This is a genomic window from Flavobacterium notoginsengisoli, from assembly GCF_014207905.1.
Lineage (GTDB): Bacteria > Bacteroidota > Bacteroidia > Flavobacteriales > Flavobacteriaceae > Flavobacterium > Flavobacterium notoginsengisoli_A.
On record NZ_JACHLB010000005.1, the window covers coordinates 205,280 to 219,971 of the forward strand.

The window sequence follows — 14,692 nt, forward strand, 5'->3', positions numbered from 1 at the left end:
TTTAGGATTAAAAAGTGATAACGCATTTCAAATGTACATATTTTATTATTTATTTAAGATTCATATTTTATTTTTAAGCAACGGATTTATTAATTTTGGAAAAAAATATATAGTTATGCAAGAAGCATCATTTTCAGGTTTGTTTAAAACCATCATGTGGGTTATAGCTTTTTATTACATTTTTAAATTTTTGGCTAGAATCTTTTTGCCGGTATTGGTTAAAAAGGCAGTAGAAAATGCTAGTGAAAATTTTCAAAGACAACAACAGCAATATAATCAAGGTAACACTTATCAAAATAATCGCAATAACAATAATAATGACGAAATAATCATTAATACTGCTAATGCTAAAAACCCGCGCGAAACCAAAAAAGTGGGAGAGTATGTTGATTACGAAGAAATAGATTAGATTTGTGTCCTGAAAATTTAGGATTCATTTTAACCCAAACCAGCCAAAATTGAAAATAGTAAATAAGTTCTACGTGCACGCCCTTGTTATCTTGGGCTTTATTCTTGTTTCATTAATTTATTTTTATCCTGTTCTGCAAGGAAAACAAATTTTCCAGTCAGATATTGCTCAATACACCGGAATGGCAAAAGAGCAAAATGACTTTAGAGCGGTAGAAAATGCAGAACCTTATTGGACGAATTCAGCTTTTGGCGGTATGCCTACCTATCAGCTTGGAGCAAATTATCCAAATGATTTTGTGGGTAAAATAGATGATGTACTGCGTTTTCTTCCAAGACCTGCAGATTACTTATTCCTATACTTCTTAGGATTTTACGGATTGTTATTGGTTTTAAAAACAGATCCATTAAAGGCTTTTATTGGCGCCATTGCTTTTGGTTTTTCAACTTATTTAATCATTATTTTAGGCGTTGGTCATAATGCCAAGGCACATGCAATTGCATATATGCCGTTAGTTGTTGCCGGATTTATACTTGTCTTTCAGAAAAAGTATGTTTGGGGAGGCTTGCTCACCATGTTTGCTGTGGCATTAGAAATTAGTGCCAATCACTTTCAGATGACCTATTATTTATTGATTTTCTTATTGATACTTTCAGGTTATTTTGCCTTCAACTTTATTAAAGAAAAAGATTTTAAAGGGCTCTTAATTTCAAGTGCAACTTTAATTGTGGCGGGAATTTTTGCAATTGGAGCTAATGCTGGAAATTTATTGGCAACAAGCGAATATGCTAAATTTAGTACACGAAGCAATAGCGAATTGACTTATAATCCTGATGGAACTAAAAAGACAAATGAAAATGCTTTAAGCCGCGAATATATTACCGAATACAGTTACGGAATTGCAGAAAGTTTTAACCTTATTGCGCCGAGACTTTTTGGAGGATCAAATCACGAAAATTTAGGTCCAGATAGCAGAATGTATTCTTTTTTTATTGAGAAAGGAGCTTCACCATCTCAGGCACAAGAATATGCTTCAGGAATGCCAACTTATTGGGGAGATCAGCCTATTGTCGCTGCTCCTGCATATATTGGTGCTGTAGTATTCTTTTTGGCAGTTTTAGCACTATTTATAGACGACAGAAAAATTAAGTATGTATTTTTAGGAGGAGCATTATTTTCACTAGTTCTTTCTTGGGGTAAAAACTTTTCGTTACTGACTGACTTTTTTATAGACTACGTGCCAATGTACGATAAGTTTAGAGCGGTATCTTCTATTCAGGTAATTTTAGAATTATGTTTTCCTGTTTTAGCAGTTATGGGAATCCAGTCCTTTTTTAAAGCTAAAGAAGAGCCTAAATTACAGCAGAAAGCACTTGTGCAGACAGGAGTTTTTGGAATTGGAGTAATTTTGATTTTAGCTATTGCTAAAGGTTTTTTCCATTTTTCTGGAAGCAGCGATCAATATTTCATGGAAACTTACGGACCTGATTTTGTTGATGCTCTTAAAGAAGACAGAATGACAATGTATTATGCTGATTTATTGCGTTCAGGTTTTCTAATTATAATCACTTTTGGAGTACTTTGGCTTTTCATTAAAAATAAATTTTCTCAAAGCACAACTCTAATAATCGTTGGACTTGTAATGATTTTTGATTTGTTCTTTGTAGACAAAAAATATGTATCGGCTAAAGATTTTGTAAGCCCAGTTCAGATTGCAGCCCCTTTTCAGGAAACACCTGCTGATGCCGAGATTTTGAAAGACACAACGCACTACAGAGTTTTTGAAGTAAACGGAAATATGTCTAGCGCAAGAGCTTCTTATTTCCATAGTTCTATAGGTGGATATCACGCTGCAAAACCTCGCAGAATGCAACAGCTTTTTGATTATCAAATCGCTAAGAATAATCTTGAGATACTTAATATGTTGAATGTTAAGTACGTGATTCAGACGGATAAAGAAGGAAAAGAAATTCCGACTATTAATCCAGATGCTAATGGAAATGCTTGGTTTGTAAGTTCTGTAAAATTGGTAAACAAACCAGATGATGTAATGAAAGCATTAAATACAATCGATACTAAAAATGTTGCTATTTTTAATGTTCATGAGCATGAAAGCAAGTTTCAAAATGCTAGATTAAAGAAAGCTTTTGATACAACAGGAACAATTAAAGTTGTGACATACAAACCAAATTATATCAAATACAAATCTGAAAATGAGAAAGATGGTTTAGCTGTTTTCTCTGAAATGTATTATAAAAATGGATGGAATGCATATGTTGATGGTAAATTAACCGATCATTTCCCAGTTGACTATGTTTTAAGAGCAATGGAAGTTCCTGCTGGAAAACATACAATTGAATTTAAATTTGAGCCTCAGGTTATTAAAACTGGTGGTACAATAACTTTAATGAGTTCAATCGGAATGCTGTTGCTTTTGGCCGGAGGAATCTTTTTTGAGAGTAGAAATTCTAAAAAGAAAAAAGAAGTCTAGAACTTCAAAATTCTAAATTTGCACTTTTAAATAGTAAACACATTTTCCTTGGAACAAAAAAAACTCTTAATAATCACTTATTATTTCCCACCCGCAGGTGGACCAGGTGTACAGCGTTGGTTGAAATTTGTAAAATATTTGCCAGATTTTGATGTACAGCCAATAGTTTATGTTCCGGAAAATCCAACTTATCCAATTGTTGATGAAGGTTTAGTAAGCGAAATATCGGATAAAGTAATTGTTCTGAAAAATAAAATTTGGGAGCCTTACCAATTGGCTTCTATTTTTTCAAAAAATAAAACAAAAAAAATCAGTTCTGGAATTTTTCCGCAAAAGAAAAAACAGACTTTTTTAGATAAAACATTTCTTTGGGTTCGTGGAAATCTTTTTATTCCAGATGCTCGTGTATTTTGGGTAAAACCTTCAGTTTCTTATCTCGAAAAATACATTAAAGAAAACAATATTGATACAATTGTAACTTCTGGACCTCCTCATAGTTTGCATTTAATTGGTTTAGAATTACAGCAAAAATTGAAAGTAAAATGGTTTGCCGATTTTCGCGATCCATGGACTACAATTGGTTATCATAAAGCACTTCGTTTGTCTTCTTATGCTGAAAAAAAACATAAAAACTTAGAATATAAAGTGCTTAATTCTGCAGATGAAATCATAGTAACGAGTAAAACTACAAAAGCAGAGTTTGAAGCAATTACTAATAAACCAATTGCTGTAATTACAAATGGTTATGATGTTGAAACTGTCGAGAAACAGACTTTAGACAGTAAATTTACATTAGCACATATTGGTTCGTTTTTATCCGATCGAAACCCGCCATTTTTTTGGGAAGTTTTAGTTGAATTATTACAAGAAGTTTCAGAGTTTAAAACTCATTTAGAAATTAAATTAATTGGCGCTGTAAGTCAAGAAGTTTTAGACGCAATACAAGAGCATAAACTCAATGAATATTTGAATTTAGTTGGTTATGTTTCTCATAAAGAAGCTGTTGCTCATCAGAGAAAATCTCAGGTTTTGCTTTTAATCGAAATTAATTCTGAAGATACAAAAAGTATTATTCCAGGTAAATTGTTTGAATATATGGTTTCAAACCGCCCAATAATTGCTATCGGACCACAAGGTTCTGATTTTGCAGATATTGTAACGCAAACAAATACTGGAGTATTTTTTGATTATTCTGAAAAAGCGAAACTAAAAAGTGTAATTTTGGACTTTTTTAATCAGTTTTTAGAAGGGAAATTGCAATCTCATGGAATTGGTTTGCAGCAATATTCTAGAAAAAATCTAACGCAACAATTAGCACAGCTGATTAAAAAATAATTCATTAAATCTAAATTACAATCTAAACTCAAGAAATGGGTGTTGTCTTAAATCAGTCTTTCAAAAATACAATTATTACTTACATTGGTTTTGCTATTGGTGCAATCAATACATTATACCTTTATCCTGTATTTCTTGGAGCAACTTATTATGCTTTAACTAATTACATTACTTCGGCAGCAAACGTTATTATGCCTTTGTTTGCAATTGGAATGCAAAATACGCTGGTTAAATTTTATTCGCAATACAAAACAGAAGAAGAGCGAGAACAGTTTTTATCGTTTACAGCGCTATTTCCTATTTTAATGTGTATTCCTTTAGGAATTATAGGGTTGCTGTTTTTTGATGATATTACAGCTTTCGTAACAAAGAAAAACCCTGTCGTAAAAGAATTTATGCTTTTAATTCCGTTTATCGGAATCTGTATGGCATATTTTGAGATTTTCTACGCATGGGCAAGAGTGCATATGCATTCGGTTTTTGGAAATTTTATTAAAGAAGTTGGGTTAAGACTCCTTTCTACAATTGCTTTAATAGGATTATATTTTAACTGGATCACTTTAGTTCAGTTTGTATACGTTACGGCCGCTATTTATTTCTTGGCTTTTATTGTTACGATGTTTTATGCGTTTTATATCAAAAGACCTAATTTTCAAATTACAATTCCAGAAAATGTAAAAAGTGTAATGGAATATACTTTCTATATTATTTTATCAGGAAGTGTTGCCAATTTATTATTAGACGGTGATAAGCTTATGCTGAATCAATATATGCAAATTGAAAATATTGCTTATTATTCGGTGGCAACTTATATTGCGTTAGTTATCTCGGTTCCAAGCCGTGCCATGCACCAAATTGTATACCCGATTACGGCCAAATTAATGCATGAAAACAAACATGATGAATTAAATCAGCTTTATAAAAAGACATCCATAAACTTGCAAATTGTGGGTGGATTTGTAATGCTTTGTATTTTTGTCAATATTAATCAATTGTACGAATTAGTTCCAAAAGAATACAGTGGAGGAATTTCCGTAGTATTTATGATTGGTCTTTCTAAATATTTTGATTTAATATTAGGAAACAACAACGCTATTATTTTTAATACCAAATATTACAGAATGGTATTGTATTTAGGTTTAATGCTTGTTGTGTTGACCATCATATTAAATATGATTTTCATTCCAATTTTTGGAATTTTTGGTTCTGCTTTTGCGACACTTTTGTCTATTACTTTGTATAGTTTGGCAAAACTGCTTTTTGTAGTGAAAAAACTTCATTTATACCCATTTACAAAACAGACAATTCATTCGATGGCACTTACTTTCGCTTTGTTTTTGTTGTTTTATTTTTGGGAATTTCCATTTTTTCAATTAATCAGCATTGCTTTAAAATCGATTTTGGTTACTATTCTTTATGTTTATTTGAATTATAAATTCAAAATTTCGCCAGACATTAATAAAGTAATTAATTCTATTTTTAAGAAGATTGGTATTAAAATATAATTTAAGAATTAGCAAAAGTCAAAGTAATTTAAAATTGTAACTTTTTTGTTTTTATATTTGTTAGAAAGGATAACTAATTTATTTCTAGCAGAATATGAAAATAAAATTACTTAGGTTATTAGCATTCTTTCTTATTTTGTTTTCTTCAATATTATTTGCTCAAACAAATAAAAAGCAGACTACAGATAAATCAATTCAAGCCGTAAAACTTAAAGGTTATCCTGTTAGTCCGTTTAAAGACACACTTTTCTATGTGTATAATAATGTCGGATCTTTTTCGGCTAGTGAACGGGCAAATTATATTTCCAGTAAAATAAAAAGGCTTTATGAAGAGTCTTTTTTTGAGAAAGATTCTCTAAATGTTATTCCTTCAGGAGTTTCTGAAGATATTGTTTATAAAAATGATTTGATAATAATGTCTGTTTTAGAAACCGATGCTAAAGCAGAGAATAAAACAATGTCTTTTATTGCCAAACGTAATCTGGCATCAATTAGGAAAGCTATAGTTTATCAGAATGAAAATTATTCCCAATTGCCCAAACGTGTTGGTTATACGGCACTTTTAGTCCTAATAATTAGTTTGGTTTTATTTTTGGCGGGTAAGCTCTTTAATTTGCTGAAAAAATATATCATTAGAAACAATTCAAAATATTTTAGAGGTGTTAGCTATAATTCTATAAAAATATTATCTCCCCAAAAACAAGAGTTTATATTTCTTCGCTTTTTTGGATTTGTAAAGACTGTAACTCTTATTTTTATTGTTTATCTATCTCTACCTGTTTTATTTAGCATTTTTCCTGCGACAAAAGAATATACTACAACGTTGCTTCAATGGATTTTAACTCCAGCGAAATCGGTCTTAATGGGGCTAATTGATTTTCTGCCGAGTTTAATTACGATTATCGTAATCATTATCATCTTTAAATATGCGCTAAAACTAATCAAGTTTTTCTTCTACGAAATAAAGTCTGAAAACATTAAAATTGAAGGATTTTACAGTGATTGGGCTTTGCCTACATTCAATATCATCAGATTATTAATGTATGCTTTTATGCTCGTAATTATTTTCCCTTATTTACCAGGTTCTGATTCTCCAATATTTAAAGGAGTTTCTGTATTTGTGGGAGTTCTATTCTCACTTGGTTCTTCTAATGCAATTGCAAATATGGTGGCAGGTTTGGTTATTACATATATGCGTCCATTTAAAATTGGAGATTATATAAAAATTGGAGATGTAAGTGGAGAAGTAATTGAAAAAACGGCTTTGGTAACTAGAATAAGAACACCAAAATTTGAAGATATTACAATTCCGAACGCAACAGTATTATCGAGTACATCAACAAATTATTCTGCAAATACACAACGTTCTACAAACGGATTATTGATTCATACTACCGTGTCAATTGGTTATGATGTTCCTTGGGCAGATATTCATAAAGCTTTGATAGATGCAGCGTTAAAAACAGAAATGATTGAAAAAGAGCCTAAACCATTTGTGCTTCAAACAAGTTTGGATGATTTTTACGTATCGTATCAAATTAATGTTTATACAAAAGAACCAACCAAACAGCCGAGAATCTATTCATCGCTTCATCAAAATATTCAAGACTCATTTAATGCAGCTGGTATCGAAATTATGTCTCCACATTATAGTGCTTTGAGAGATGGTAATGCTTCAACAGTTCAATTTGATAAAAAAAGTAACGATAAATTATAGTTTTTATAATTTGAAAAGCTTAAAGTTAATTAATTGAAAACGAGTGATTAAATTTAAAATTTTAACACATGAATATTTTGTAATTAATCGAATTAAAATTAACTTTAACATGAAAAGTTTTCAGTAGTTCGTTGTAATAGCCGTTTTTTTTCTAACAAAATCACTAAATGTAGGTATTTTTTTATTTTTTAGAATTTGGTATTTTTGCAAGAAATTACAAATGAAAGTGTAATTTAGAATTAATTGTAGAGTAATAATTATGAAGGACAATCATCTCAGCCATGAACAAAGCATGCAGGTATTTTCCAATATGATCTCCAAGAAAGTTCATAAAGGTTTTACGCTGGAAGAAAGAAACGATAAATTGCTTTTTGCAGTTTTATCTAAAGGAGGGAAAGTGGTTAACCACAGTTTAAATTTCATGATTTTTTGTTTAACTCTTGGTTTGTGGTCATTTGCATGGCTTTATCTTACTTTTGAGGCATCAAAACAGAAAAAGATTTTAGTAGCTATTGATGAAGACGGTTTTCCTTTTGAGGAAAGATGTTTAGTAGCTTAAATATTGAAAAAAGAAAAATTTAAAGCCATAAATACAAACTAATCAATTGTATTTATGGCTTAATTATTTTTGAAAGAAATTAAATTTTATAATTTATCCTTTAAATAGATTCCTGTAACCGATTCTTTAACTTTTACAATGTCTTCTGGAGTTCCAGAAGCCAATAAATAGCCTCCGTTTTCACCACCTTCTGGGCCAAGGTCTAGAATCCAATCTGCGCATTTTATCAGATCAAGATTATGCTCGATAACAATTATAGAATGTCCTTTTTCGATTAGAGCATCAAAAGAAGCTAAAAGTTTTTTGATATCATGAAAGTGAAGACCGGTTGTTGGTTCATCAAATACAAATAAAGCCTTTTCTTTTGTAGCACCTTTAACTAGAAAAGAAGCTAATTTAATACGTTGCGCTTCACCTCCAGAAAGGGTAGAAGAAGATTGTCCTAATTGTACATAACCCAAACCAACATCCTGTAGAGGCTGCAATTTTTGCGTGATTTTAGATTGTTTATTTTTCTCGAAAAATGCAATCGAATCATCAATAGTCATCGTCAGAATGTCATTGATGTTTTTGTTATCAAAAGTGACTTCTAGAATTTCTTTCTTAAAACGTTTTCCCCCACAAGTTTCGCAAGGCAATGAAACATCCGCCATAAACACCATTTCAACATTTATTGAGCCTTCTCCTTTACAAGTTTCGCATCGGCCGCCATCAACATTAAAAGAAAAATGTTTGGCTTGATAGCCTCTTATTTTTGATAATTTTTCTTTGGCATATAAATCACGAATATCATCGTAGGCTTTAATGTAAGTTACAGGATTCGATCGAGAACTTCTTCCAATTGGATTCTGATCTACATATTCGATGTGTTTGATCTGAGAAAATGAACCTTTTAGTTCTGTAAATTGCCCTGCTTTTTCAGATGCGCTTTCCAGTTTTTTCTGCATTGCAGGAAATAAAATTTTCTTAATAAGCGTACTTTTTCCACTTCCAGAAACGCCCGTAACAACAGTTAAAACGTCTAAAGGAAAAGTAACATCGATATTTTTCAAATTGTTTTCGCGTGCGCCAACAATATCAATATGGTTTTTAAATTTTCTTCTTTTCTTCGGAACAGAAATTTCTAAATCGCCATTTAAGTATTGAGCAGTAAGCGAATCCGATTTTAAAATTTCATCATAAGTTCCCTGAGCAACTAGTTTTCCTCCAAAAGTTCCAGCTTCGGGTCCGATATCGATAATCATATCAGCAGCTTTCATGATGTCTTCATCGTGTTCAACCACGATAACAGTGTTGCCCAAATCGCGAAGAGAAAGCAGTACTTTAATCAATCTTTCAGAATCTTTAGGATGCAAACCAATACTTGGCTCATCTAGAATATACATAGAGCCAACTAAACTACTTCCTAAAGAAGTAGCAAGGTTTATACGTTGAGATTCTCCTCCAGAAAGTGTCGCAGAATTTCTATTTAGAGTAAGATAATCTAAGCCGACTTCGGTTAAAAATGATAAACGGTTATTTATTTCAACCATCAAACGTTTTGCAATTTGCTGTTCGTAAACGTTCAATTCAATGTTTTTAAAGAAAGTTACCAAATGTTTAATCGGTAAATCGACTAAATCGGAAACAGTTTTGCCATTAATTTTTACATAAGATGCTTCTTCTCTCAGACGTTTTCCTTTACAAACATGACATTTTGTTTTTCCGCGATAGCGAGATAACATTACTCGATTTTGAATCTTATAATTTTTTTCTTCTAATTCTCTAAAGAAATCATTTAAACCTTGAAAATATTGATTTCCAGTCCAAATCAAATCTTTTTGTTCTTCGGTTAATTGAAAATAAGGTTTATGAATTGGGAAATCAAACTTATAAGCATGTTTTACAAACTCATCTTTATACCAACTCATGCTTTCGCCGCGCCACGGATAAATTGCACTTTCAAAAATAGATAAAGAAGTATTTGGAACTACTAAATCGGCATCAATACCAATTATATTTCCGTAACCTTCACAAACCGGACAAGCGCCATATGGATTGTTGAAACTAAATAAATGGACGTTTGGTTCTAAAAACGTAATTCCGTCCAATTCAAATTTATTAGAATATGAAAATCTTTTATCTGAATTTAATTCTTGTAAATAGCAAATTCCTTTCCCTTCAAAAAAAGCAGTTTGAACAGCATCAGAAAGACGATTGTAGAATTCCTCTTCTTCTTTTACAACAATACGGTCAATAATCAATAAAATGTCTTTATTGTCAAATTGATGCAAATCAGAAGCATTAAATTCATCTAAACGAACCATTTCATTTTCTACCAGAATACGTGCAAATCCTTGCTGTAAAAGCACTTTAAGTTTGTCTTCTAGTTGTCTTCCTTCTTCTAAGTGAATAGGAGCAAGTAACAGCCATTTACTGTCGATTTCTAGATTTTTTACATCTGAAATAACATCAGTTACAGTGTTTTTTTTAACCTCTTGTCCGGATACTGGAGAATAAGTTCTTCCAATTCTAGCAAACAAAAGTTTAATATAGTCGTAAATTTCTGTAGAAGTTCCAACTGTCGAACGCGCGTTAGTTGTATTTACTTTTTGCTCAATTGCAATTGCTGGGGCAATACCTTTTATATATTCTACTTTTGGTTTGTCTAGACGTCCTAAAAACTGTCGTGCATATGAAGATAAACTTTCTACATAACGGCGCTGTCCTTCAGCATATAAAGTATCAAAAGCTAAACTCGATTTTCCTGATCCAGAAAGACCTGTTATAACAACAAGTTTGTTTCTAGGAATGACCACATCTACATTTTTTAAATTATGTACTTGTGCTCCTTTTATTATAATATTTGATTTTGGGTCTATTGTAGAAAGGTCAATTTGCATAAAAAAGTCAATTTTTACAAAAGTAATCAATTTTGACTTGGATTTTGTTACAGATTTAGTTCCAAATAATAACTATTTGAACATGCTAAACAGTTGAATAAAGTGGTTTTGAAGTCGAGATTCAAGAAAAAATGGAATTATTAGTGATTTTGTTTTATTGTAATAAATATAAAGATCAAGTTAATTTTAAGATTTTTATGAATGTTTTTGGGCTTTTTGGTGTAAATTTTAGGTTTATTCTATATTATTAAATGTTTTTTCGATAATTATTACTGAATTAATTTGGTTTTTAAAATAAATATTTGTTAAATTTGGCCATAACATTATTCAAACTCTTAAAAAAAGAAAAGCCTATATAAAAAAACTACTTTTTAGAAAATTTACTCCAAATTTTAAAACAGAAACTAAAAAAGTAGTTATTATGGCTGATCTGCATACTCCAGACGCTCTATTGGTGAAAAATTATGTTGAAGGCAATGAGGCGGCCCTTGCAACATTAATTAGAAGGCATGAATCTAAGATATATGGTTTTATATATTCTAAGATTGCCGATAGAGATATTTCAAATGATATTTTTCAAGATACTTTCATTAAAGTAATTAAAACTTTAAAAGGTAATTCTTATAACGAAGAAGGTAAATTTTTACCTTGGGTTATGCGTATTTCCCATAACCTAATCGTAGATCATTTTAGAAAAACAAAAAAAATGCCTATGTATAGAGAAACAGAAGAATTTTCTATTTTCTCTATCATGTCAGACGATTCATTGACAATTGAAGGCAAAATGATTGTAGATCAGGTAGAACTTGATCTAAAAAAATTAGTTGAAGAACTTCCTGAAGATCAAAAAGAAGTTTTAGTAATGCGTATGTATCAGGATATGAGCTTTAAAGAAATATCTGAAATTACAGGCGTAAGCATCAATACAGCATTAGGAAGAATGCGCTATGCATTAATGAATTTGAGAAAAATAATTGACAAACATCAAATTATTTTAACCAACTAATACTATTTTGATAATAAGCTCGTTATACTAGTATAAATCATTTTGAAAGTATGGCGAAAATTTACTCAAAAAAAGCATTAGCTTCTAAAGATCTTAAACCAAATAAAGAAGTTGTTTCTTTTATTCTAAACTATTCTCAGGCCTTAACTGTAGTTAAAGTTCAAGAGAAAAGTTTCGAGATCATAGCTAATTAAACCCCTCACTCTTAAGTCGGAGGTTTATTAAAATATAGCCAAATGGTCGTTTTGGCTGACAGACTCACTATTTGTACGTTTTGTACTAATAGTGAGTTTTTTTATTTCCATTTGAGGATAGTTTTTTTCGATCCGATAAACCAAAAAGCTGATTTTTTAGAGAATAAATTTTTTATAAGTTTTTTATTCTATTTTTTCTAAGTTTTGTTAAAATTTAATAATTAGATTCGATTTTGTATGTTTATTTAGTTTTTAATTTTATTTTAGTTAAAAACTAATCTTTTATTCATTAAAAAAGCCTTTAATGAAATTTTTTCTTAATCTGATGTTTATTAAAGCAAAGAGTAAGAAAAATTAATGAATTAATAATTAAATACTTAACCAAAACCAAAACATTTATGAAGAAAAACTACCCTGCTTTGTTAAGTTGATGTTTATTTGATTTTGTGCAGAAAATATTTGAACCAGAAGATATTGATGCGCTAATTAATTTCAGTAACCAGATGGAATTAATGCCTCGAATAAAATAAAAAATCATTTAATCAACCAAAACTTAACCGCAAAATGAAAGAGAACATTAGAATGCTATCATGTCTGTTCATGATTAGTGTGGGTGCTTTTGCCCAAAAAGAACAAATTAAGGAAGCACAATCTTTGTATGATAAAGGAAAAAGCCAGGAATCTTTGGCGATTTTAAAAAAAGCAGAATACTTAATCCTTAACGCTTCCGATGAGGATAAATCAGATTATTATTTCTTAAAAGGAAATGTTTACAAAGATCTTGCTACAAAAGATATAGATGCTGTAAATAACTTCACATTAGCATCGCAAGCTTATCAAGATGTCTTTTTGTATGAAAACGAATCAGGGAAATATAAATCTACTGTTAAGGCAAATATGGCTTTAAAGGATATGAAAGGTAGTCTTGTAAATGGTGCCATGGCCGATTTTAAAGCTGGTAGATTTAAAGAAAGCGCTGAAAAAAGTTATAAAGTGTATTTATTTGACAAGAAAGATACTTTGAATTTATACAACGCCGCGTCTTCCTCTATAAATGCGAGAGATTATAATGCGGCGGTGATGTATTATGAAACTTTGAAGAAAATCAATTATTCTGGAAAAGGAGTTTTGTATTTTGCAACAAATAAAAAAACAAAAGAAGAAGATAATTTTATTTCTCCAAAAGCTAGAGAATCTGCTATTCAGCAAGGTTTGTACGAAAAGCCAAGAACAGAAACGGTTCCTTCAAAAAGAATTGAAGTTGTGAGCAATTTAGCATATGCCTATTTAGAGAAAAAAGATTACCCAAAAGCAGAAGCTACTTATAATTCTGTTTTAGAAATTAACCCAAATTATACAGATGCTTACATTAATCTTGCTTATTTGAAATTACAAATAAAGAAAGATTTAGCTGATGAAATTTCGACATTAGGAACGAGTCCTTCAGAAATGAAAAAATACGACAAACTGAATGCACAAAAAGATGATGTGACAAGAAGTGCTATTCCGTATCTGAAAAAAGTTTTAGCTCTTGAACCTAAAAATGAAGATGCAACAAAAACATTATTAGGTGTATACAGATCACTTGATATGACAAATGAATATAATGCTTTAAAAGCTGGAAGATAGTTTTCTTAAAGTATAAAAGAATAAAGAAAAGGCACAAAGATTTATTTTTGTGCCTTATTTTTTGAAATTACAGAAGCTTTTTCCATTTCCTCAATAATAGATTTTTTTCCAATTGTTTTGGTAATAATATCTTTTTCAAGACTCCAGCCACGCGCAGGAGAATATTCTCGTCCGTACCAAATAATTTGAAGATGTAAGTCATTCCATAAATCTCTCGGGAATAATCTTTTTGCATCTTTTTCAGTTTGTGCTACATTTTTTCCGTTCGATAAATTCCATCGATACATTAACCTATGAATATGAGTATCAACAGGAAATGCAGGAACGCCAAAAGCCTGAGACATGACAACGCTCGCTGTTTTATGTCCAACGGCTGGCAAAGCTTCCAATGCTTCAAAACTCTGTGGAACTTCTCCATTATGTTTTTCAATTAAAATTTCAGATAAGCCGTAAATTCCTTTAGATTTCATTGGCGACAAACCGCAAGGACGAATAATCTCTTTAATTTCTTCCACAGACATTTTTACCATGTCATACGGATTATCTGCTTTTGCAAACAACAAAGGGGTAATTTGGTTCACACGCACATCTGTACATTGTGCAGAAAGCAAAACCGCGATTAAAAGTGTGTAAGGGTCTTTGTGATCAAGAGGAACAGGTATAGTAGGGTAAAGTTCTTTTAAAGTATCAATAACAAATTGTACACGAGCTTCTTTATTCATTTCTGTAGTTTTATTGCTGTAAAAATAGTATAATTTTAATGATGTGCCTAATCCAGCTTTCCGTTTCAACTCCTCATTTTGTTTGCAACATTTTTAAGCAATAAAAAGAGCTTCCGTTGGTCGCTTTTTTATTGCAAAAAATGCAAGCAAACAAAATTCCGGGGTTTCCACTTCAATCTGGGGCAAAAAAGTAGTTTATGGTTTTAAAGTGTTCAGAAGAAATCATAATTTTGAAATAAATCT

General features: G+C 30.9%; 11 protein-coding genes. 9 read left to right on the plus strand and 2 right to left on the minus strand.

From position 1 onward, the window contains the following. Window positions 1-31 precede the first annotated feature (31 nt). The 6 genes from HNP35_RS16015 to HNP35_RS16040 all read left to right on the plus strand — a co-directional run bounded on the left by HNP35_RS16015 (window position 32) and on the right by HNP35_RS16040 (window position 8,016). The gene (locus tag HNP35_RS16015; RefSeq protein ID WP_411268057.1) at window positions 32-409 is read left to right on the plus strand and encodes a DUF4834 family protein; all 378 of its coding nucleotides are present in this window, start codon (window positions 32-34) and stop codon (window positions 407-409) included. Between the two features lie 49 nt (window positions 410-458). After that, window positions 459-2,900 (plus strand): YfhO family protein, encoded by a 2,442-nt coding sequence (locus HNP35_RS16020; RefSeq protein WP_184164281.1) that lies wholly within the window; start codon window positions 459-461, stop codon window positions 2,898-2,900. Window positions 2,901-2,948: 48 nt separating this feature from the next. Beyond that, a complete protein-coding gene (locus HNP35_RS16025) occupies window positions 2,949-4,235 on the plus strand; it encodes a glycosyltransferase family 4 protein (protein WP_184164284.1) in 1,287 nt (428 codons plus the stop codon). 35 nt (window positions 4,236-4,270) lie between these two features. Continuing rightward, complete coding sequence (locus HNP35_RS16030) at window positions 4,271-5,740, plus strand: lipopolysaccharide biosynthesis protein (protein WP_184164287.1); 1,470 nt, start codon at window positions 4,271-4,273, stop codon at window positions 5,738-5,740. A 94-nt stretch (window positions 5,741-5,834) separates the two neighbouring features. Then, on the plus strand, window positions 5,835-7,457 hold the full coding sequence (locus HNP35_RS16035; protein WP_184164290.1) for a mechanosensitive ion channel family protein: 1,623 nt from the start codon (window positions 5,835-5,837) through the stop codon (window positions 7,455-7,457). A gap of 259 nt (window positions 7,458-7,716) precedes the next feature. Beyond that, window positions 7,717-8,016 (plus strand): hypothetical protein, encoded by a 300-nt coding sequence (locus HNP35_RS16040; protein WP_184164293.1) that lies wholly within the window; start codon window positions 7,717-7,719, stop codon window positions 8,014-8,016. A gap of 86 nt (window positions 8,017-8,102) precedes the next feature. Here the strand turns inward: HNP35_RS16040 and uvrA are convergent, their stop codons facing one another. Beyond that, window positions 8,103-10,898 (minus strand): excinuclease ABC subunit UvrA, encoded by a 2,796-nt coding sequence (gene uvrA / locus HNP35_RS16045; protein ID WP_184164296.1) that lies wholly within the window; start codon window positions 10,896-10,898, stop codon window positions 8,103-8,105. A 421-nt stretch (window positions 10,899-11,319) separates the two neighbouring features. Between uvrA and HNP35_RS16050 the strand changes: the two genes are divergently transcribed. The 3 genes from HNP35_RS16050 (at window position 11,320) to HNP35_RS16060 (ending at window position 13,727) form a co-directional block, all read left to right on the plus strand. Further along, complete coding sequence (locus HNP35_RS16050) at window positions 11,320-11,904, plus strand: RNA polymerase sigma factor (protein WP_184164299.1); 585 nt, start codon at window positions 11,320-11,322, stop codon at window positions 11,902-11,904. Between the two features lie 50 nt (window positions 11,905-11,954). Then, window positions 11,955-12,098, plus strand: coding sequence for a hypothetical protein (locus HNP35_RS16055; protein WP_184164303.1), 144 nt, complete (start codon window positions 11,955-11,957; stop codon window positions 12,096-12,098). Window positions 12,099-12,662: 564 nt separating this feature from the next. After that, window positions 12,663-13,727, plus strand: a complete 1,065-nt coding sequence (locus HNP35_RS16060) for a tetratricopeptide repeat protein (protein ID WP_184164306.1) — start codon at window positions 12,663-12,665, stop codon at window positions 13,725-13,727. A gap of 41 nt (window positions 13,728-13,768) precedes the next feature. Here the strand turns inward: HNP35_RS16060 and HNP35_RS16065 are convergent, their stop codons facing one another. Further along, window positions 13,769-14,449 (minus strand): endonuclease III domain-containing protein, encoded by a 681-nt coding sequence (locus tag HNP35_RS16065; protein ID WP_184164309.1) that lies wholly within the window; start codon window positions 14,447-14,449, stop codon window positions 13,769-13,771. Window positions 14,450-14,692: the final 243 nt, after the last annotated feature.